Genomic DNA, 20950 nt, shown 5'->3' with positions numbered 1-20950 from the left:
GCTATTCGTAGATTCCTTCCACCCGCCACCGACCCTCGTCGAAGACCAGCAGCAAGGCCCTTTCGTCGTCGAGCACCACCTGGGCTCGCGCCGTCGGACCCGTCGACGCATGGCCACCGTCCCACCATCGCTCGTCCACCGGCCACGGTCCGGCCAGACCCGTCAGTCCCCATTCCTTGGTGCCCCAGCGCAATCGCGACGGCGGAGCATCGAATACCCCACGATCGGTGACGCCGATTCCGGTTCCCGCCCGATTCATCAGCGTCACCGTCGGACGGGTCTCGATCACTGCCGCCGGAGCAGGCTCCGGTAGACGTCCCGGCCAGGGATCCGACGGATCGGACATCGGCACCAATTCGTCGCCCAGCGGACGCAGCGTGATCCGCTCGGCCGGCCCGCGGCCACCGCTGAGCACACCACCGAGCACCGATTCCCCACCGAGCAGACCCTGCACGCGCACCAACGCCCGACGCGCCCTCTCGTCCTCGTCCCCGACACTGCCCCACAAACCCAGTTGCAGCTCACCTGCGGCCACCACTTCGATCGGTTCGAGCCGTAGAACGGTGATCGCGGACGTCGGCTTGTTCTCGCTGCGCCCGGTGATCCAGCCGTCCAGTTGCCACCGCACGCGGTCGGCTGTCCCCTCCGGAGTCAACGGCTCCGCGCACCGCCAGATCCGCGACAGATTCTCGCCGTTACCGGTACTGGCATGCACCAGCAGACGAGTGCACGCAACGGCAGCGGCAGCGAGCTTGGTGTGCAACTGCTCGGCCAACCCGCGCCCGGCGAACGCAGCTGCGTCGACCCGATCGATCGGCGGATCGCACAGGTACTCCACATCCAGGTCCGGCGGCAGAGCCCTGGCCGACGGCGGGCGTTCGGGCTCGCCCCTGGCACTGCGATGCGCCAACACCGCATCGGTACCGAACCGCGAGGCGACATCGCCCGGAGACAGTGCAGCGAAGTCGCCGATGGTTCGTAAACCCAAGCGGCGCAACAGATCCACCAGCTCACCGCGATCGGCAGCGGACATGCTCGGTTCCGCCGAGAGTTCTGCCACCGGCAACGGCGCGAGAAATCCTGCACCCCCGCCGCGCGGCACCACCTGCGCATACCGCGCGGCGACGACCGCAGTGGACAGCTCGTCGGCGATACCGATCTGACATTCCACACCGGCAGCCGACGCTTCGTCGATCAACCGTTCCGCGGCCCGATGCTCGGTACCGAAATACCGTCCGACGCCGCGGGCAGAGAGAACCAGCAGGCCAGGGCGCAGCACTTCGACTCCCGGTGCAATGGCGGCGACGGCCGAGACAACGGGCTCGAACAGTCGCGCATCACGATCGGTATCGGCCAGAGCGACATGCACATCCGGGCACCGCGCCTGCGCTTCCCGACGGCGCAGGCCGCGCTTGATGCCCGATGCCCGTGCCGTCGCCGAGCACGCGACGACCCGATTGGCGGAGGTGACGACCACCGGATGCGTCGCAGGAAGATCGGCCTGGGCAGCGGCTGCAACGGCAGGCCAATCGGGGCACCACAGCGCCAGAACTCTGCTGGGACGGTCGATGCTCATGTCGAGACCGCGATCGACAATGGATTCTGTTCGAGCTTCTCGGCATGCCATTCGATGCGACCGTTCTCCGAACGCAGGTCGAGTCGAACGGTGCGGGGCCGCATCGCCTTGCCGCGCGCGCACACCGACAACCGGACGCCGCGCAGTCGGCCGCGGCCGAGCTCCCGGCCCGTGCCGAGGCCGTCGTATCCGTGCACCGATGCGTCCAGTCGTAGCTCTGCGCCGTCCCAGTGCCCATCGGTCACCAGCAGCGTCGACCCCTTGCTACGCGCTCTGGCCACCACGGCCCTGGCCCGAGTGGGCGATACCGACAGACCGCCGAGACCGAGCACGACGAGGTCGACACCGTCGAGCAGAATGGCCGCCACTTCCACCGGGTCGGGACCGGGATCGGGAATCAGGGCCAGCTTGCTCAACTGTGCGCCCATCTCCACCGCGGCCAGAATGCCGAAACGAGGCTGCCCGATGACGGCGACATGGCCACCGGCACCGGTCACCGCAGCGACCAACCCGATCAGGAGCGAGCCTGCGCCGGACACCGAGGCCACCGTTCCACGCACCAGCCCACCGTGCGGTAGCACCTCGATCAGCGCAGACGGCACCGGAAGAACGGGCCGCTGACGGGTTGGACGCTGCGTCGACGGTTCCGGGTGCACGGGCTCGACGGGGTCGGAATTCTCGATGCGCACCGAGGCCGTTTCGCCCCGGGAAGGCACGGCAGCCATCCGGCTACGCAGCAACGCCACGCGCTCTGGCAGCGACAACCCGTCGAGCGCATCCGGCGTGACGGAAGCTCCCGATACAGTCATGTCACTCCCCTTCGCGGCGTAGAAAATCGAGCCGAAACATCGGTGTTCGACGAACGCGGGAAGTGACGTATTCGAACACAATTTCGATCTGCACTCAGTAAAGCCGCTCGGACGGCAACTCGTCAAGGTGATGGCGAAGCCCCTGGTAGATGCCTCCGTTCCACGGCTGCAGGCACGTCCCGTCATCGTCAACTAACCTGTGGACGTGACGGATCAGCAGCGTGTTGGACGGGGCGTCGGGCCCGACTACCTCTTGGCAGGCAGATACCGCCTGGCCGGCAAACTCGGCGGTGGAGGCATGGGCGCGGTATGGCTCGCCACCGACACGCTTCTGCACCGTCAGGTGGCCGTCAAGCAGGTCACGTCCACCACTCGGTTGAGCCCACAGCAGGCCGTGGAAGTACGCAACCGGGCCATGCGCGAAGGTCGGATCGCTGCCCGACTCTCCAGCCCCCACGCCATCGCGATGCACGACGTCGCCCTCGTCGACGGTGAGCCGTGGTTGGTCATGGAATACCTGTCCTCGCGCAGTCTCGCGCAGGCACTCGGCACCACCGATTCGCTACCGCCGTTCGAGGTCGCACAGATCGGTGCACAGATCGCCGATGCACTGACCGAGGCGCACGAGGCCGGAATCGTGCACCGAGACATCAAGCCGGGCAACATTCTGATCGCCGATCGCGGCAAGGATCTGGGCATCGTCAAGATCAGCGACTTCGGTATCTCCCGCGCCAAGGGTGACGTCGAAGAAGCCGACGACAGCGTGATCACCGGTACCCCGGCATATTTCGCACCCGAGGTCGCACGGGGACAGGATCCCACCGCAGCCAGCGACGTGTTCTCCCTCGGCGCAACGCTGTACACGGCCATCGAAGGCAAACCGCCGTTCGACATCGATCACGATTCGATCGCACTGCTGCACCGAGTTGCCAAGGGGCAGATCATCGCTCCCACCCGCAGCGGCGATCTCACGGGCCCGTTGCTGCACATGCTCGAGCCCGACCCTGCCCGACGCCCCACCATGGCGCAGGCTCGCGACGAGATCATCGTCGCCGCGATCAGCAAGCGCGGCACCATAGCTCAGCTGCGCGGGGTACCGCTGACGTCTGCGGACGGCGTGGTCCCGGCATGGGCGAGGCGCTCGACACCGGTCTCCGAATCTCGCCGTCCGTCTCGGGAGTTCGGCAGAACCATCGCGGGCCTACCGGCCGTGCAACCCGGTGAGAGCCACGCCAATCCGGTTCCTTCGACGTACTCGCCACCGCCGTTCGACCTGCCGAAAAAGAAGAAGAACCCGATCGACGACGTCCTGATGCGGATCGAGGACGTCATCGGTGACCGCACGTCGATTCCGTCGACCGCGATTCTTGCCGCCCTCGTTCTCGTCGTCGTGATCGTTCTGGTTCTGGTGATCGCCCTTCTGCTGTAGTCGCGCCCTCAACGCGACTCGTGCACGATGATCGCGATCTGAACTCTGTTGCTGCACTCCAGTTTCGTGAGGATTCGCGAGACGTAGGTCTTCACGGTCGCCACACTCATGTACAACTCGGCGCTGATCTCCGCATTGGACTTCCCCGACCCGACGGCACCCGCAACCTCGCGTTCGCGATCGGTCAGAGAATCGAGCAGGGCTCGTGCCCGCGCCGTGGCGGAGTCGTGCGATCGAGCGTCCTGCTCGCGCCAGTGGGCAACCAAGCGTCCGACCGCCGTCGGCGACAACATCGATTCCCCGGTTCCGACGCGATGCACCGCGTCGACGATGTCCCGCGGCGGTGTGTCCTTGAGCAGGAATCCGTTTGCGCCCACCCGCAGTGCCCGCAGCAGATACTCGTCGGTATCGAAGGTGGTCAATACCACGATGGCTGCCGTGAACCCGTCTGCGCGAAGCATTTCGGTGGCCGCGAGCCCATCCATGACCGGCATCCGCACGTCCATCAGAACCACGTCGGGAGTCGACGCACGCACTACCTCGATCCCACTGCGACCGTCGGACGCCTCACCGATCACCCTGATTCCGGGATCCGAGCTCAGGATCAGCGACAGGCCTGCGCGGACCAACGCGTCGTCGTCGACCAGCACCACTGTGAGCGCATCGGGACCATCGGTTATTTCGGGCACGGCAACCACGCTTCCAGACGGTAGACCACTCCGTCGCCGCGACGCGCGATTCCGTACTCGATTCGTCCGCCGGCCAACTCGATACGTTCGCTCAGACCGATCATTCCCGATCGTGAACCGGGTACTGCCGCGAAACCCTCTGTAGCGAGACCGTTTTCGAGCCACACTCGAATTTCACCACCTACCAGCGCAATTCCGCAGCGCACCGGCAGGCCGGGCGCATGTTTCCTGGCGTTGGTCAGACCTTCCTGAATCACCCGATGAACGGTGCGGGAAACAGAGGGCGTCAGCGTTGTGTCCGAGGGCATCTCGTCGACGAACGTCACCCGAGTACCGGCCTTCTCCGAATCCTCGATCAGTTCGCCGATGTCCACCACACCCGGTTGTGGACGCGCCGAGGCCGCGACACCCGATCGAAGCACTCCCAATATCTCCCGCAGATCCTCGAGGGCACCGTGTGCATTGAGTCTGATGGTCGACGCGATTGCCTCGACTTCGTTCGCACCGACGTCCGGCCGGACCTCGAGCGCTCCGGCATGGAGGCTGACCAACGAAATCCGATGTGCGAGAGCGTCGTGCATCTCGCGCGCGATCCGCTCCCGTTCGAGTCCCCGGACGGTCTCGGCACGCAGATTCGATTCGGATTCCGCTCGCTCGGCCCGCTCACGCAGAGAATCGATCACCTCGCGGCGGGCCTTGACGACCGAGCCCCACGCGGCGGGAATGCTGAGAAGAGCCACACTGAGGATCCCGATGTACAGGACGGACTGTTCGGCCCACACAGTCGTCCAGATCATCGACGCCGCGAGATGCAGAACCACCACCGCGGTGGTGACCCGCCACGACTGTCGAGACGCAACCGTGAAGATGGCGACCAGCTCGGCACCACCCACTGCATCGGTCAGGATCGTGCACACCGCCAGCGCTACGGCGATCTCGATCGGCCATCGACGCCGCCACCACAGCAACACGGAGCCGAGAACACCGACGACGATCGACACGACCGTGCGCGTGGTGGTCATCCCCTCGGTGCCTGCGGCCACCGACAACACCAACACCAGTGCGAACGCGATGGCGGCGACATCCCATACGCGTTCTCGATGCCGTCGCAGCAGCGTCATGACTGCGCCGTCATGATCGAACCAGGGGGCGCCAGTATTGGCTGGTCTTTCTGTCGCGCACCACCACGCCGAGTCTGTCCAGCTCCGAACGCAATTCGCGTGCGTCGGAACCCGCCTTCTTCTTCAGCGCCATGTCCCGAGCTTTGAGCACCGCGTTCACTTCCGGTGCCAAACCAGGAGTTTCGGGCACCCACAGGTGATACAGATCGTCGTACGGATCACCGGGCGCAACCGAGTAACCCCGCTCCTCGAACGCCGCCTCGATGGCATCACGCTTCTCCTCGCTCGGCACCCGCACCAACTGACGCGAGGCACCGTCGAGCAGAACCAGTTCCTTGCCGTCGACGAAGACCGTCCCGACCTGCGACCTGGACACCGTGAGGGTCTCGCCCTTCTCGGTGACGCGTACGTGTGCCTCCGACACCGCCACCCGTGCAGTGTCGTAGAACGCGGCCGCCACCAGAGCCAGCCCGAGCAGTACTCCCACCCCGATACACACGTACCGCACCCACCACTGCGACCACGAGGCGATCAACTCCAGCGGACCCTGAAACGGTATCCAGGTGAGCGACGCTCCCCAGGACGCCACATAGGGCAGCGCGAACCCCAGCAGGCCCCCGACGATCACGGCACCGGCGATCAGGAAGAGCCGATCGCCGCGGGAGAACCACAACACCGCCGGCGAGGTCTGCCCGAGCATCTTGTCGTCCATACCCCCACGGTATCGAGTGTGGGAGCAAGTACCCAGTCATCGAAAGTCGATACTTCTCCACCGACTTTCGGGTGCCGTCGACCATCGATCAGCCGAGAACGGGCATCACCAGTGTCGTCAGCGCGCCGTCGACTGCCGACCGCACCAGCATCGGATGGTCCGGCGCGGCGATATCGAGCATCAGGTCCGGTCCGACGGCCGACGCGACGGCAGCCTGCAGGACGGCCGCGTCGAAGAACACCGTTATCTCGGAACCGGTGACCCGTGCGGGAACGGCGACACCCTCGACCATCAGGCCGTCCGGGCCTGCATCGATCCGCAGCGTGCCGCTGTCGAGGGGAACGAAATCTCGTTGCACCACAACCCTCGTCGCGGTCGGAGCCAGACCGTCGATGATCGTCCGCCAGTCGGGATAGTCGCCGTCGACGAGATCCACAGTGTGCTGTACGCCTTCGGACTCGAGCATCATCGCGTCGTCGGTTGCCGTCAGCACACAGTTCCCCGACGTAGGTAGAGCCCCGAGCGAGGCGACCGCTGCAATACGCGACCAGGATGCACCGGACGAGCTCTGTGCGACGAGGCTGCGAGTGGAGAGTCGGTACCGATCCGTTGCGGTGAGGGTGACAGTGCCGCCGTCGACCTCGATCAGCACGCCCCGCAGCACCGGAAACTCCTCGCTCGTTCCGGCCGCAGACGCGACCTGTCTCACCGCCGACGCGAACTCGGCGGCAGACACCGTTGCTGTGCAGTACTTTTCGTCGAACAACCGGCGGATGGAGACTGCAGCCTCGGCTGCCGCCCGTGCTCGTGCGGCGAGCTCGTCGACGTGCCGATCCACGATCTCGACCGCTGCAGCTCCGGCACCGTCGAGGGCGGAGGCCACCTTGTCGAGCAAGGAGTGGAGCCTGCAGGAACGACCATGAAGGTAGGCATGCCGATCTCGCGCAGTTGTCGAATGATGTTCGCCCGCTTCGCCTGTGCTCGGGTGTAGTAGCGATAACCGGACTTGGCGTCGATGAGGGCCGGGACCAGCAATGCACAGTCGTCGTAGAACCGTAGGGCGCTGGGGGTCAGCCCGCTCGAGCGAGCGAACGCACCGATGGTCAGGAATTCTTCGTCCGAATCAGTCATGGTGAAATCCTGAGGCTTCGGGTAGGTCGAAGGTCAAGCGTGATCCCGACGACTAATCGATTCGACGCTTGTGCGCCCATCGGGTGAGCGCATTCCGGTTGGACTGCTGAGTCTTTCGGAGAACGTTCGAGGCATGCGTCTCGACGGTCTTGACCGAGATGAACAGATCCTCGGCGATCTCGCGATAGGTGTAGCCGCGCGCGAGCAACCGCAACACCTCGAGTTCACGGGGCGTCAGTGAATCGAGTTCCGGATCCAACGGGGGCTCCGGGGCGGCACTGCGACCGGTGAACGAATCGAGGACGAATCCGGCCAGCCGGGGGCTGAACACCGCGTCTCCCCCGGCGACGCGTCGAACACCGTCGGCGAGCTCCGAGCCGGAGATCGTCTTGGTGACGTACCCCCTCGCCCCGGCACGGATGACGGCGATGACGTCCTCGGCGGCGTCGGACACACTCAGGGCGAGACATACCGGCCCCTCGGAGATGCGGTTCAACACGGCCACACCGCCGCCGTCGGGCATGTGCACGTCGAGCAACACCACGTCCGGCTTCGTCGATTCGATGCCCGAGACCGCCTCGGCGACGCCTCCGGCTTCCCCGACGACGTCGATGTCCGCCTCGCGAGCGAGTTCGGCTCGCACACCGGAACGGAACACCGCGTGGTCGTCGACCAGGAAAACGCGGAAAGGGTCGGTCACGTCGGCTGCTCCTGCTGGCTGGATTCGGATGGTTCGGTGGTCATGGCGGTGCCGTTGCGGGGCATGAAGATTCGCACTTCGGTTCCCTTGCCGACGGTCGACCGTACCTGCACAGTGCCACCGCGGCGCTCGATGCGTCCCCGAATGGACTTCGCCAGGCCCTGTCGATCCTCGGGTACCTCGGATTCGTCGAACCCGGTACCGCGGTCGCGGACGAAAACGCTGACCTGTTCCGGTTCGGTCTCGGCGAACAGATCGATATTGGTCTCACCGGAATGCTTGGCCGCGTTGACGAGAGCCTCTCGCGTGGCACCCAGCAGCGCGGTGAAACTCTCACGGGACAGGCCGGACTCGACGTCGTCGGGCAGCAGGTGCACGTCGCCGACAGTGATGGGTCGAACCGTCACGCCGTGCTGATCCTCGACCTCACCGGAGATGGTCTTGAGTGCGTCGGCCAAGCTGGAGTTGTCGGTGTCTCCGCCGTCGAACAGCCATTTGCGTAATTCCCGCTCCTGACCGCGCGCCAACCTCATCACCTCCTGCGGCTGATCGGACTGCTTCTGGATCAGGGCCAGTGTCTGGAGCACCGAATCGTGCAGGTGCGACGCGATTTCCTCGCGTTCGTCGTTGCGGATACGCGCAGACCGCTCGGCACCGAGCGCGCGCCAGGTGCGCAACCAGATGGGAACCGTCAACAGGCCGACGCCGACGAGAGTGACCACCACCGCCAGCAGGGACGAGCGGAGCGCGGCCAGATCGACGCGGGCGAGCACCACCACGGCGAGGCCGAGCACGATCAACGTCGCTCCGCCGACGACCCTCGCCCAACTCAAGACGGTCGGATGCTTGGGCAGCCCGAGAGCTGTTCGCGGTCCCTCGGAGTCGAATTCGCGCCATACCAGGGCCGCACCGATCACCACGACGATGACCGGCACGATGACCGATGCAGCGGTACCGCTGAGCAGCCAGGCGAGCCCGACGGCGAGGCCGAGACCGATAGCAGCCAACCCGAGCGCACGCTGGCGTTCGGCGGCACTCGGATGCGCAGTGTCGTCGCCGGCGGGCGTGAACATCCAGATCAATCCGTAGGCGGCGATGCCGGCACCGGCCGAGGCGGCGAGCAGCGCGAAGGCCACCCGAACCTTGAACACGTCGACGCCGAGATGGTCGGCCAGACCCCCGGCGACGCCGCCGACGATGCGTCCGCCACCGCGTCGTCGATAGGGCGCAGGAGCAGAGCGTGCAGGAGTAACAGGAAAGGCAGGAGCCGAAGGAATCGAGGTGACAGGGATGGCAGGGGTGACCGGCGCGTCGCCGGCTACGGGTGGTGCGTTGCGGGCGGCGTCAACGGGTGGATTGTCGACAGGGTGCACGCCTCGATCCTGGCACGGACAGGGCGAGTGTCGCATCAGGGTTCGCCCTGATGTTTCGCGGGTCTGTCGAGGTGAACCCGATTTCGGGGATGAAGATCAGGGGTATCCCTGATGTGTTTCGTGGTCGCGGCGGCCACGATGGTTGGCATGAGCAACGTGACCGTCTCGGATCAACTTCAGCAGATGTGGCGCACCCGTCCGCACCGCTTGCCGCAACGCGGGCATGTGGCGGGTGTTGCGGCCGGTATCGGCTATCGATACGACGTCGACCCCGTTCTGATTCGGATCGCGTTCGTCGTCTCCACTTTGTTCGGCGGCACCGGCATCGTGCTGTATCTGGCGGCGTGGCTGGTGCTCAATCGCGCCGGCGACACGGCGTCGGGCGCGGAGTCGCTGGTCGGGCGAGGACACAGCTCCGATTCGGCGACCAAGATGGTGGTCGTTGCGGTGGCACTGGTCATCGCGGTGTCGACCATCGGTCCGGTCGGTGTCGGACTCGGCGGTTCGGGGCTGATCTCTCTGGTGGCGATGCTCGGTGGACTGTGGTTGCTGCACCAACGGTGCCCGGAGCCGCCCCCGTACATGCGGACGGCAGAGTTCTCCCGTAATCGCTACGCCCCGATGCCTTTCGGTTCTCCCAGCGCATCGGCCGAGCAGTGGACGGCTGCGCAATACCGTCCGCCCCAGTTCCAGCACGAGCGCTACACCCCGTACACGACCCTGCCGAAGAGCTACGTTCCGACGCCGAAGCCCGTCGAGCACACCGGAATCGACGCAGACGCGCACACCGTGAACCTGAGCAAGTCGACCGCACCCGCCGAGAAGCCGGCCGACCTTCCCACCGTGACTCCCCCGTCGTGGGACCCGCTCGGTGTGGCACCCTTCGCCTGGGATCTTCCCGAACCGGCAGGCACCTTCCCGCCTGCGGCGATCGAACGCAAACGCCGATCACGGTGGACCGCAAGCTTTCTCGGTCTGGCGCTGCTCGCAGCCGGCATCACCGCGGCGGTAGGTGCCGCAACCGGAGGGGACTGGGCCTCGGCCGGCCGCGTCGGAGCCGTCGCTCTCGCGGTCATCTCCGTGGGACTCGTACTCGGCGCGTTCCTGCGCAAGGGCTACGGACTGTTGGTGATCGCAGCACCCCTGGCCGGCTTCGTCGTCCTGGCGTCAGCGGTCGGTCCGATGGACGTGGACGGTGCGTCGGGAACGCAGCGCATCGCACCGCTCACCGTTGCCGATCTCGCCCCCACCTACGACGTCGGCCTCGGTGAACTGGACCTCGACCTCACGGGGCTCGACCTCACCGAGGACCGCACCGTCGAGATCGATGTGGCACTGGGCAGCGCGTCGGTCACCGTGCCCGATTCGATGAACGTGACCGTGGAGTGCGAGTCGGCCGTGGGGTCGTGCCCCACCGATACCCGGTTCGGCCCGGGAACGAGCACCGATACCCCGACATTGACGATCGTGGGCGATGTGGCAATCGGCGAGCTGAAAGTAGGGAACCCGTGAAGAAGAACAGGACCGATCGCATCGGCCACGACTACGGCGACAGCGATTCCGACACCGAGGCTCGCACCTCGAGCCGACGCGGTCCCTCGGCACTACTGCTTCTCGCCGGGCTGGCGGCCATGGTCGTCTCGGTCGCAGCACTCATCGGTCGAGATGCGATCGTGGCACTGAGCGACGTCCAGTTCCGCTGGGTGTTCGTGGTCGCCGCGGTGGTCGTGGGCTTCGCGCTACTGCTGGGCCCCAGCAGAAAGAGCTGACGCCACTACTCCCACTCGATGGTGCCCGGCGGCTTGCTCGTCACGTCGAGAACGACTCGGTTGACCTCCGGAACCTCGTTGGTCACCCGAGTCGAGATCGTTTCCAGCACGTCGTACGGCAGCCTGGTCCAGTCCGCCGTCATCGCGTCCTCGCTCGAGACCGGACGCAGCACGATCGGGTGCCCGTAGGTACGGCCGTCGCCCTGCACCCCGACACTGCGCACGTCGGCCAACAGCACCACCGGGCACTGCCAGATCTGCTGATCCAAGCCGGCGACCGTAAGTTCTTCTCGGACAATCGAATCGGCATGGCGGAGCGTGTTCAGACGGTCGCGGGTGATCTCACCGACGATACGGATCGCCAGACCCGGTCCGGGGAACGGCTGCCTGCCGACGATGTCCTCGGGCAATCCCAGTTCGCGTCCGACCGCACGCACTTCGTCCTTGAACAGCGCACGCAGTGGTTCGACCAGGGCGAACTGCAGATCGTCCGGCAGGCCGCCGACGTTGTGGTGGCTCTTGATGTTCGCGGTACCCGAACCGCCGCCGGACTCGACGACATCCGGGTACAACGTGCCCTGCACCAGGAACTCGACCGCGTCGCCGTGCTCGGCGTTCTCGCCCAGCACCTCGGCCACGGCACCTTCGAAGCTCCGGATGAACTCGCGGCCGATGATCTTGCGCTTCTCCTCCGGGTCGGAGACGCCCTCGAGCGCACCGAGGAAGGTGTCGACCGCATCGACGGTGACCAGCTTGGCACCCGTCGCGGCGACGAAATCCTGCTGCACCTGCTCACGCTCGCCGGCGCGCAACAATCCATGGTCGACGAAGACACAGGTCAGACGGTCACCGATGGCCCGCTGCACCAGTGCCGCCGCCACCGCGGAGTCGACACCGCCCGAGAGGCCACAGATGGCCTTGCCCGTGGGGCCCACCTGTTCCTGCACAGCGTCGACCAGAGCGTCGGCGATGTTCGCTGCAGTCCAGTCCGGGGCGATGCCCGCCGTCTCGTGCAGGAATCGGCTGAGCACCTGCTGCCCGTGCGGGGAGTGCAGAACCTCGGGGTGATACTGCACGCCTGCCATGCGCTTGCCCTCGTTCTCGAAGGCAGCGACCGGCGCGCCAGCGCTGGTGGCCGTGACGGTGAAGCCGTCCGGGGCCGCGGTGACGGCGTCACCGTGACTCATCCAGACCGGCTGTGTGGCGGGCAGACCGTCGTGCAGACGGCCGCCGTCCACGCTGAGTTGGGTGCGACCGTACTCCCGCGTTCCGGTGTGTTCGACGGTTCCGCCGAGGGCCTGGGCCATGGCCTGGAATCCGTAGCAGATGCCGAACACGGGGATGCCGAGGTCGAGGAGCGCGGAATCGAGCTCGGGCGCACCCTCGGCGTAGACGCTGGAGGGTCCGCCGGAAAGCACAAGCGCGACAGGGTCCTTCGCCGCGATCTCCTCGGCGGTCGCGGTATGCGAGATCACCTCGGAGTACACATTGGCCTCGCGCACACGGCGGGCGATCAACTGCGCGTACTGGGCGCCGAAATCGACGACGAGAACCGGGCGTGCGTGTGCGGGATCGTGTGCAGAGGAGTCGGTCACCGGGTCAGTCTAATGGGACTGCTGCTGCGCTCATGCAACACCCGAATGCGCGACGGGCTTCGCCGAGGAGCCCGACCTGATCTCGACGATCGGCAGTCGCAGACCACCCGGAGCATCCACCGGGACGACCGGAGAGTTCGGGGCGATCGGATCGAGACGCTGGTACGGCAGTCCCTGTGCCGGGCGGAGATCCAGCTCGCCCTTGTTCGGCCACAGCGCGGCGGAACGCTCGGCCTGCGCGCTGATGGTCAGCGACGGGTTCACACCGAGGTTGGCCGATACGGCCGCCCCGTCGACGACGCTGAGCGTCGGGTAGCCGTGGACGCGGTGGTACGGATCGATGACGCCGTGCTCGGAATCCGAGGCGATCGCGCAGCCACCGAGGAAATGGGCCGTGAGCGGAATGTTGAACAATTCTCCCCAGGTACCGCCTGCGACGCCGCCGATCTTCTTCGCGATGCGTCGAGTGGCGTCGTTGCCCTCGGGGATCCACGTCGGGTTGGGCTCACCGTGCCCCTGCTTGCTGGAGATCTTGCGGCCGAAGGGGCCACGCTTGGTGAACGTGGTGATCGAGTTGTCGAGGTTCTGCATCACCAGCGCGATGATCGTGCGCTCGCTCCAGTGCCGGACGTTGACGACGCGCAGGAACTGGATCGGGTGTGCGATCAGCGCGAACACGAACTTGAGCCACCGCGGAATCTTCCCGCCGCCGTCGGTCATCAGTGTCTGCAGCATGCCCATCGCGTTCGAGCCCTTGCCGTAGCGGCACGGTTCGATGTGGGTGTTGGGGCTGGGATGGAACGAGGACGTGATCGCGACTCCGCGGGTGAGGTCCATGTTCGGATCGACCGCCAGCTTGGCCGCTCCGACGATCGACTCGGAGTTGGTACGTGTCAGTTCGCCGAGTGTGTCCGACAATTCGGGCAGCGCGCCCGTGTCCTTCATCTTGTGCAGCAGGTTCTGGGTGCCCCAAGTGCCCGCCGCCAACACGACATTGGCTGCGCTGTACGTCTTCTTGCCCTTGCGCAGCCGAGCGCCGGTGCGTTCGGTGTCGACGTCCCAGGTGCCGTCGGATCGGGGAACGAGACCGGTGACGGTCGTCATCGGCACGATCTCGGCTCCTGCGCGCTCGGCCAGGCCGAGGTAGTTCTTCAGCAGGGTGTTCTTGGCTCCGTGGCGGCAACCGGTCATGCACTCGCCGCATTCGATACATCCGGTGCGCTCGGGGCCTGCACCGCCGAAGTACGGGTCAGGGACGGTCTTGCCGGGCTCGTCTCCGAAGAACACGCCCACCGGGGTCTGGATGAAGGTGTCGGCAACGCCCATGTCCTCGGCAACCGACTTCATCACCTCGTCGGCGGGGGTCATGTGCGGGTTGCGCACGACACCGAGCATGCGGGTGGCCTGGTCGTAGAACGGCGAGAGCTCACTGCTCCAGTCGGTGATGTGCGCCCACTGCTTGTCCTCGAAGAACGGTGCCTGGGGCTTGTAGAGGGTGTTCGCGTAGTTCAGCGAGCCGCCGCCGACTCCGGCACCGGCGAGGATGAGGCAGTCGCGCAGCAGGTGCACGCGCTGGATGCCGTACAGGCCGAGCTTGGGCGCCCACAGGAAGCGCTTGAGATCCCAGCTGTTCTTCGCGAAGTCCTTGTCCTCGAAGCGTTGTCCGGCTTCCAGGATGCCGACGCGGTATCCCTTCTCCACCAACCGAAGCGCGGTGACGCTTCCGCCGAAGCCCGAACCGACGATCAAGACGTCGTAATCCGTTGCGCGAACAGCTGAACCCATGGTGACCTCCGCTACATCCGATGCTGTCGAACAGTATGCACACCCCCATGTGACTACCGCCACAACCGATTCTAGCTGTTACGAGAGGTATCACCAACCCAGGGTCGGCTTACGTGGACGACACGCAACAGAAAGGGCGCGCACCCCGGTGTGAAAGGAGTGCGCGCCCTGCTGGAGCAGACTTGATCAGGCCCTGACGTTCAGGCCCACTTTCTGGAATTCCTTGAGATCGGAGTACCCGGACTTCGCCATCGATCGACGCAGTCCGCCGACGAGGTTGATCGAGCCGTACGACTCGCGCGACGGTCCGTTGAGCACCTGATCCAGGCTCGGACGGTCCCCCGCAGACATCGGCAGCAGCGCGCCGCGCGGCATGGACGGGTGCGCCGCGGCGGACGGCCAGTACCAACCTCCGCCGGGAGCTTCCGCGGCGACGGCCAGCGGAGCACCGAGAACCGCAGCATCGGCCCCGCAGGCGATGGCCTTGGCCAGGGCACCGGAGGTGGTGATGTCGCCGTCGGCGATGACGTGCACGTAGCGCCCGCCGGTTTCGTCCAGGTAGTCCCGGCGCGCCGCGGCCGCGTCTGCGATGGCGGTGGCCATCGGAACGCCGATGCCGAGCACCTCACCGGTGGTCGTGCCACCTTCGACCGAGCCGTAACCGACGATGACGCCTGCCGCGCCGGTACGCATCAGGTGCAGCGCGGTGCGGTGATCGCTCACGCCGCCCGCGATGACGGGAACATCGAGCTCCGCGATGAAGGTCTTGAGGTTGAGCGGCTCGTCCTCGCCGTGAGCAACGTGCTCAGCGGAGATGATCGTGCCCTGGATGACCAGCAGATCCAGGCCCGATGCAACGAGGGCAGGCGTGAGCGAGCGAGCGTTCTGGGGGCTCACTCGAACGGCGACGGTCACCCCGGAGTCACGGACCTGACCGACCGCTGCGGCCAGCAGATCCGGCCGGAGCGGCGCGGCGTGCAGTTCCTGCAGGAAGGCGATCGGCGCGTCGGGATCTAGATCGGTCTCGGCGATGTGGATCAGCTGATCGATCTTGGCCTGCACGTCCGAGTGGCGCGCCCACAGTCCTTCACCGTTGATGACCCCCAGCCCACCCTGTCGGCCCAGCTCGATCGCGAACTCGGGCGAGACCAGAGCATCGGTCGGATGCGCGAGAAGGGGAATGTCGAAGCGGTACGCGTCGAGCTGCCATGCCGTCGACACCTCCTTCGACGACCGAGTCCGACGGGACGGCACGATGTCGATGTCGTCCAGCTGGTAGGTGCGGCGGGCTTCTCTGCCCATGCCGATTTCAACGAGGTCGCGCACGCGCGCACCTTTCTACTTCGAGAGCGAATCGCATCGGCCGAGAAACGGCCGAAGCGACTATCGGGTGGTGTAGTTCGGGGCCTCAGCGGTCATCGTGATGTCGTGCGGGTGGCTTTCCTTGAGCCCGGCCGCAGTGATCTGCACGAACTGAGCCTTCTGCAGGTCCTCGATCGACGTCGATCCGGTGTAGCCCATCGCAGCACGCAGGCCACCGGTGAGCTGGTGGATCACCTGGTTCAACGGTCCGCGGTACGGGACGCGACCTTCGATGCCCTCGGGGACGAGTTTGTCCTCGGCCAGCACATCGTCCTGGAAATAGCGGTCCTTGGAGAACGACTTCGCTCCCCCTCGTCCCTGCATCGCGCCGAGCGAACCCATGCCGCGGTAGCTCTTGAACTGCTTGCCGCCCACCAGAATCAGCTCGCCCGGGGACTCCGCGGTTCCGGCCAGCAACGATCCGAGCATGGCGGTCGAGGCACCGGCAGCGAGCGCTTTGGCGATGTCACCGGAGAACTGCAGACCTCCGTCGGCGATGACCGGCACACCGTGCGGCTTGCACGCGGCGACGGCTTCGAGGATGGCGGTGATCTGCGGAGCGCCGACGCCTGCGACCACGCGGGTGGTGCAGATGGATCCCGGTCCGACGCCCACCTTGACCGCGTCCGCACCTGCCTCGACGAGGGCGAGTGCGCCCGCGCGGGTGGCCACGTTGCCGCCGACGACCTGTACGCGATCGCCCACCTCGGCCTTGAGCTTGCTGACCATCTCGAGCACCTGCGAATTGTGACCGTGCGCGGTGTCGACGATGATCACGTCCACGCCGGCGTCGGTGAGTGCCATGGACCGAGCCCAGGCATCCTGCCCGACGCCAACAGCGGCACCGACCAGCAGACGACCGTCACGGTCCTTGGTGGCATCGGGGTGCTGCTCGGTCTTGACGAAGTCCTTCACGGTGATCAGGCCGGTGAGTGCGCCCTTGCCGTCCACGATCGGCAGCTTCTCGATCTTGTGGCGACGCAGCAGGCCGAGCGCCGCTTCCGCGGTGACGCCTTCCTGTGCGGTGATCAACGGGGCCTTGGTCATCACGTCGGCGACGCGGCGGTTCTGATCGACCTCGAACCGCATGTCGCGGTTGGTGATGATGCCGACCAGCGCGCCGGTCTCGTCGGTGACGGGAAGACCGGAGATACGGAAGCGCGCACACATGGCGTCGACCTCGGCCAACGAGTCGGTGGGCTTGCAGGTGACGGGATCGGTGACCATCCCGGCCTCCGAGCGCTTGACCGTCTCGACCTGGGACGCCTGATCCTGCAGTGACAGGTTGCGGTGCAGCACGCCCATACCGCCCGCGCGGGCCATGGCGATGGCCATCCGGGCCTCGGTGACGGTGTCCATGGCGGAGCTGACCAGCGGCACCCGCAGGCGAATCTCGCGGGTGATCTGACTGGACGTGTCGACCGAGCTGGGAATCAGGTCCGAAGCGGCCGGCAACAGCAGGACGTCGTCGAACGTGAGGCCGAGCATCGCGACCTTGTTGGGATCGTCGCCGCCTGTGCGGACGTGGGCTCCGGGACTACTCATGCGAATCTGGCCCTCCCTAGAGCCTGTGTGCAACTCGGCGCAGCGTGCGGCCGGTGAGAGCTCGCAGGCGCACCGCGGTGCGGTGTTGGAGAACGGATGGAGTTTCGGCACTTGCACTCATCTGTTCAGCGCCGTGAACCATGGTATCGGCTAGGGCACAACCAGTGCGAATGCCTCCCGCTGTGGGTGGCCGTCGAGCACCGAAATCCCGGTCCGCAGCATCGTCGGCGACGAACGCGTCCGGCATGTCGCATTCGAACGGCTGGCGCAGACCCACCAGTCCTGCGTACCGTGGAGGCGTGCGCGATCAACTGCCTCCCGGTCTACCCCCGGATCCGTTCGCCGGAGACCCCGCCGACCCGTCGGCCGCCCTCGACGCCATCGAGCCAGGCCAGCCCCTCGATCCTCAGGAGCGGCTGGCCGTCGAAGAAGACCTGGCGGACCTGGCTGTCTACGAGGCGCTCCTGGGCCACCGCGGCATCCGCGGCCTCGTCGTGTGCTGCGAAGACTGCCAGCAGGACCACTACCACGACTGGGACATGCTGCGCGCAAATCTGCTTCAGCTGCTCGTCGACGGAACGGTCCGGCCGCACGAACCCGCCTACGACCCCGTACCCGACGCCTACGTGACCTGGGACTACTGCCGCGGCTTCGCGGACGCATCCATGAACGACGCGCTGCACGGCGACGGATTCGACAGCTGACTCCCGACACTTCGTACGAAGAAGCCCGACACGTTCATCGTGTCGGGCTTCTTCCTTGTTCGGGCGGGACCGGAGAACCCTGTCAGCTGCCGCCGGATGGGACCGACATGCGGTCGCGGTTGTCCGACGAACTGCTGCCACCGGCGGTCGCCGTCGGCTGATCGGGCTCCTGAAGCACCGTCGGCGTGACGTCCGTCGTCGTCGAGGGACTCGGAGTCGTCGTCGTGGGCGGCACCTCTGGCGTCGTTGTGGTCGGAGCCGGCGTGATCGGAGCACCCGTGGTGTCGGGCGTGACCGGATCCACCGGAGCCGGCGGTAACAGGGCCTCGGAGCTGGGCACCGGAGCCGGGACGACCTCGGCCGGGAGCGGAACAGGCGCGGGCAGCGTCAAAGCCTGCAGCTCCTGCAGTAGACGCGCCAGCCACTGATCGAGCTCGGCGCGCTGCCCGTCGTCGAGCACGGAGGAACTGCTGTTCGACGCGCCGTCGAGCAGTGCGCGAGCGGCAGTGGTGTTCCCTGAGGACAGGAGATTCTCCGCCTCTTGCAGCTTGGACGTCGTGTCGATCTGCGCCACGGTCGAATCGGCCTGTTCGGAGAACACGACCGACTTGACGCTCCACAGCGGATCGTCCGGTGTCGAGTTGTACGAGATGACCACCAGGCCACCCATCACGACCGCGATCGCGGCTGCGGCACCGGCGATGGGACGCAGCAAACGCATCCGTCCACCGCGGTCGGCCGAGCTCGAGCGCGCCATGTCGGCGGCGAGCTTCTCGCGTTCGACGGAGGCGACGACCACATCGAGCGAGGGGCCGGCCGGCATCGCCGGGGTCATCACGTCTGCTCGCCAATTGGCCAACAGAAGGGCGAGTTGGTACTCGTCTGCGTCATCGGTGGCAATCGGTCCGTCACCACTGATCGCATCGATGAACGCATCGTCACGACGTACGGCGACGAGGTCCACAGGACCACCGTCTGCGCCGATGTCGGCATAGGGATCGTTCTGCTTCGGTCCAGTGGGGTTCACGTGCCCACCGATTCGCGAGATTCCGCGACGCGGCGTCTCACCGGGGCCACCGTGACCATTGTCCCTAGCCATACATTTCACCTGCTCTCACAACTTCGTTCTTCAGTTTTGCGATAGCTCGGTGCTGAGCCACGCGGATAGCGCCTGCAGTGCTGCCGACGGCGGCTGCTGTTTCCTCGGCCGACAATCCGACGATGAGTCGGAGCACCAGAATTTCGCGGTGCTTGGCGGGCAAGGTGTCCAGCAGTGCAGTCATCTGTCGACTCGACTCGGATTCGAGAGCGCGTTGCTCCGGTCCGTGCTCCATCGACACGACATCTGGTACTTCGGCGGCCGGGTCCGATTTGTTACGCGAGGCGCTGCGATGGGCGTCGGCGACCTTGTGAGCCGCGATGCCGTACACGAATGCCATGAACGGACGACCTTGATCCTGGTATCGCGGCAAGGCGGTCATGACTGCCAAACAGACCTCCTGCGCCACGTCGTCGGCCGACAGCTGACCGCGCTCAGCCGAACCGACCCGTGCCCGGCAGTACCGAACGACGAGTGGTCGGATGAATTCCAGGACCCGGGACAGAGCCAGTCGATCGCCTTGCGCTGCGGCAACGACGAAAGAGTCCAACTCCTCACCCGCACTGTTCATCGTCGACAATTTTCCCCGCGTTACAGGTACGCACCCGCCTGGGAGCGCTTCCACGTGGTGGTGGAACGAGACCAAGGATAGCGACACCACCGAGTCACAACCGAACCACTCGGTCCGCCTTCGACCCAGGTCCTGGTCAACCGACCGTCGAACCACCCCGACGATCGATGTCGGCGGCCAGGTCTGCCGACGCCACCATCCCGGCGTCGACGCCGCCTGTTCCCTCGCACAGCATCGTGGCGGCCCAGCGCAGGGGCAGCAGACCGGCCATCTCCGCAGCGCAGGCCACCTGGACGGCCGACTCACGCGCCCGGTCGGTCTCACCGATGCAGCTCAGCGCCGCCGCAACCACCAGGTCGGTCTTGACGATGTGGCGTAACGAATCGGCATCGTCGGCGAGAGCTCGAGCGGCCTCGGCGTGTCGGATCGCCTCGGGGCCGTCGCCGCGCATCATCGCCAGCTCGGCTGCCACCCACGCCGCCCGCAGTGCCGGACGCCACAGCCCCCGACCGACGGGGCCCTGACGCTGCTCCGCACTGCGGGCCAGCAGGGTGTCCGCGAGGTGAAAACGTCCACTTCCCAGTGCATCCGCGGCGAGACCGATCAGCGCATCGCTACGGGCCTCCACCGAGTCCCTGGACGTCGGCGGTCCCACGAGTCCGACGAGAGAGACTGCGATGCCGTCGAAGCGCCGGGCCCGCTCGTGTCGGCCCACCTGACGCAACCACGACGCTCTGGTCGACGCGTGCAGTGACCGGAGTTCCGGGCTGGTGGGTCGATGCCGCCGGAGCTCGGTTACGGCGGCGCTGTACCGCCCCTGGCCCGCCAACGCGACACTGCGAAACCAGCTCTCCCTCGGATCGGCGGCTGCGGGAAGCGGAAATCGGCCCGGGTTGCCGCCGAAAGCCGCGTCGGAGAGTTCGGACTGCGTCGCGGTGAACAGCGAGCTCGGCTCTGTTGGCACGGACGCAAGGGTAGGG

Annotated in this window: 19 protein-coding genes and 1 pseudogene; 4 read left to right on the top strand and 16 right to left on the bottom strand. The window is 66.3% G+C overall.

Annotated features, from left to right (window positions below):
• Position 1: 1 nt before the first annotated feature.
• Both CH302_RS21820 and CH302_RS21815 read right to left on the bottom strand, forming a co-directional pair.
• Positions 2 to 1576, bottom strand: a complete 1575-nt coding sequence (locus CH302_RS21820; RefSeq protein ID WP_037188222.1) for a DNA polymerase Y family protein — start codon at positions 1574 to 1576, stop codon at positions 2 to 4.
• Entirely contained in the window at positions 1573 to 2385 is an 813-nt protein-coding gene (locus CH302_RS21815; protein ID WP_170945693.1) for a hypothetical protein, read from the bottom strand. Before CH302_RS21815 ends, CH302_RS21820 begins: the two co-directional genes overlap by 4 nt.
• Positions 2386 to 2590: 205 nt before the next feature.
• Between CH302_RS21815 and CH302_RS21810 the strand changes: the two genes are divergently transcribed.
• Positions 2591 to 3814: a serine/threonine-protein kinase gene (locus CH302_RS21810; RefSeq protein WP_037188981.1), complete on the top strand. Its 1224-nt coding sequence runs from the start codon at positions 2591 to 2593 to the stop codon at positions 3812 to 3814.
• An 8-nt stretch (positions 3815 to 3822) separates the two neighbouring features.
• Here CH302_RS21810 and CH302_RS21805 read toward each other — a convergent pair whose 3' ends face one another.
• From CH302_RS21805 to CH302_RS21780, 7 genes and pseudogenes are all read right to left on the bottom strand, one after another.
• Entirely contained in the window at positions 3823 to 4512 is a 690-nt protein-coding gene (locus CH302_RS21805; RefSeq protein ID WP_037188225.1) for a response regulator, read from the bottom strand.
• Complete coding sequence (locus CH302_RS21800; RefSeq protein ID WP_037188228.1) at positions 4491 to 5624, bottom strand: sensor histidine kinase; 1134 nt, start codon at positions 5622 to 5624, stop codon at positions 4491 to 4493. Before CH302_RS21800 ends, CH302_RS21805 begins: the two co-directional genes overlap by 22 nt.
• Positions 5625 to 5634: 10 nt before the next feature.
• Positions 5635 to 6336, bottom strand: a complete 702-nt coding sequence (locus CH302_RS21795; protein ID WP_037188231.1) for a YqeB family protein — start codon at positions 6334 to 6336, stop codon at positions 5635 to 5637.
• 88 nt (positions 6337 to 6424) lie between these two features.
• Positions 6425 to 7231: a hypothetical protein gene (locus CH302_RS21790; RefSeq protein ID WP_052047368.1), complete on the bottom strand. Its 807-nt coding sequence runs from the start codon at positions 7229 to 7231 to the stop codon at positions 6425 to 6427.
• Positions 7232 to 7275: 44 nt separating this feature from the next.
• A pseudogene (locus tag CH302_RS30910) lies at positions 7276 to 7467 on the bottom strand (MerR family transcriptional regulator); the annotation flags it as partial.
• Positions 7468 to 7519: 52 nt separating this feature from the next.
• Positions 7520 to 8167: a response regulator gene (locus CH302_RS21785; RefSeq protein ID WP_037188234.1), complete on the bottom strand. Its 648-nt coding sequence runs from the start codon at positions 8165 to 8167 to the stop codon at positions 7520 to 7522.
• Positions 8164 to 9540: a sensor histidine kinase gene (locus tag CH302_RS21780; RefSeq protein WP_037188237.1), complete on the bottom strand. Its 1377-nt coding sequence runs from the start codon at positions 9538 to 9540 to the stop codon at positions 8164 to 8166. Before CH302_RS21780 ends, CH302_RS21785 begins: the two co-directional genes overlap by 4 nt.
• A 147-nt stretch (positions 9541 to 9687) precedes the next feature.
• Here CH302_RS21780 and CH302_RS21775 point away from each other — a divergent pair, with 147 nt between their 5' ends.
• Together CH302_RS21775 and CH302_RS21770 are read left to right on the top strand one after the other, a co-directional pair.
• Positions 9688 to 11052, top strand: a complete 1365-nt coding sequence (locus CH302_RS21775) for a PspC domain-containing protein (protein WP_037188983.1) — start codon at positions 9688 to 9690, stop codon at positions 11050 to 11052.
• Complete coding sequence (locus CH302_RS21770; protein ID WP_230596161.1) at positions 11049 to 11309, top strand: hypothetical protein; 261 nt, start codon at positions 11049 to 11051, stop codon at positions 11307 to 11309. The genes CH302_RS21775 and CH302_RS21770 overlap by 4 nt, the downstream gene beginning before the upstream one ends.
• A gap of 5 nt (positions 11310 to 11314) precedes the next feature.
• Here CH302_RS21770 and guaA read toward each other — a convergent pair whose 3' ends face one another.
• The 4 genes from guaA to guaB all read right to left on the bottom strand — a co-directional run bounded on the left by guaA (position 11315) and on the right by guaB (position 17596).
• Positions 11315 to 12904, bottom strand: coding sequence for a glutamine-hydrolyzing GMP synthase (guaA, locus tag CH302_RS21765; RefSeq protein ID WP_037188240.1), 1590 nt, complete (start codon positions 12902 to 12904; stop codon positions 11315 to 11317).
• Between the two features lie 30 nt (positions 12905 to 12934).
• On the bottom strand, positions 12935 to 14689 hold the full coding sequence (locus tag CH302_RS21760) for an FAD-dependent oxidoreductase (protein WP_037188242.1): 1755 nt from the start codon (positions 14687 to 14689) through the stop codon (positions 12935 to 12937).
• A 186-nt stretch (positions 14690 to 14875) separates the two neighbouring features.
• Positions 14876 to 16015 carry a GuaB3 family IMP dehydrogenase-related protein gene (locus CH302_RS21755; RefSeq protein WP_037188243.1) on the bottom strand — a complete coding sequence of 380 codons (1140 nt, stop codon included), beginning with the start codon at positions 16013 to 16015 and terminating at the stop codon, positions 14876 to 14878.
• Positions 16016 to 16072: 57 nt separating this feature from the next.
• Positions 16073 to 17596, bottom strand: a complete 1524-nt coding sequence (guaB, locus tag CH302_RS21750; RefSeq protein WP_170945694.1) for an IMP dehydrogenase — start codon at positions 17594 to 17596, stop codon at positions 16073 to 16075.
• 299 nt (positions 17597 to 17895) lie between these two features.
• Here guaB and CH302_RS21740 point away from each other — a divergent pair, with 299 nt between their 5' ends.
• Positions 17896 to 18300 (top strand): DUF5319 domain-containing protein, encoded by a 405-nt coding sequence (locus CH302_RS21740; protein ID WP_032378069.1) that lies wholly within the window; start codon positions 17896 to 17898, stop codon positions 18298 to 18300.
• Positions 18301 to 18382: 82 nt separating this feature from the next.
• Here the strand turns inward: CH302_RS21740 and CH302_RS21735 are convergent, their stop codons facing one another.
• The 3 genes from CH302_RS21735 to CH302_RS21725 form a co-directional block, all read right to left on the bottom strand.
• Entirely contained in the window at positions 18383 to 19399 is a 1017-nt protein-coding gene (locus tag CH302_RS21735; RefSeq protein WP_052047369.1) for an anti-sigma-D factor RsdA, read from the bottom strand.
• The gene (locus tag CH302_RS21730) at positions 19392 to 19970 is read right to left on the bottom strand and encodes a sigma-70 family RNA polymerase sigma factor (protein WP_032397500.1); all 579 of its coding nucleotides are present in this window, start codon (positions 19968 to 19970) and stop codon (positions 19392 to 19394) included. The genes CH302_RS21735 and CH302_RS21730 overlap by 8 nt, the downstream gene beginning before the upstream one ends.
• Before the next feature lie 136 nt (positions 19971 to 20106).
• Positions 20107 to 20934 carry a hypothetical protein gene (locus tag CH302_RS21725; protein WP_052047370.1) on the bottom strand — a complete coding sequence of 276 codons (828 nt, stop codon included), beginning with the start codon at positions 20932 to 20934 and terminating at the stop codon, positions 20107 to 20109.
• Between the last annotated feature and the right edge of the window lie 16 nt (positions 20935 to 20950).

The sequence above is a fragment of the Rhodococcus sp. 15-2388-1-1a genome (genome assembly GCF_002259145.1).
Taxonomy (GTDB): Bacteria; Actinomycetota; Actinomycetes; order Mycobacteriales; family Mycobacteriaceae; genus Rhodococcoides.
This window is presented reverse-complemented; position numbering and strand designations above follow the sequence as displayed.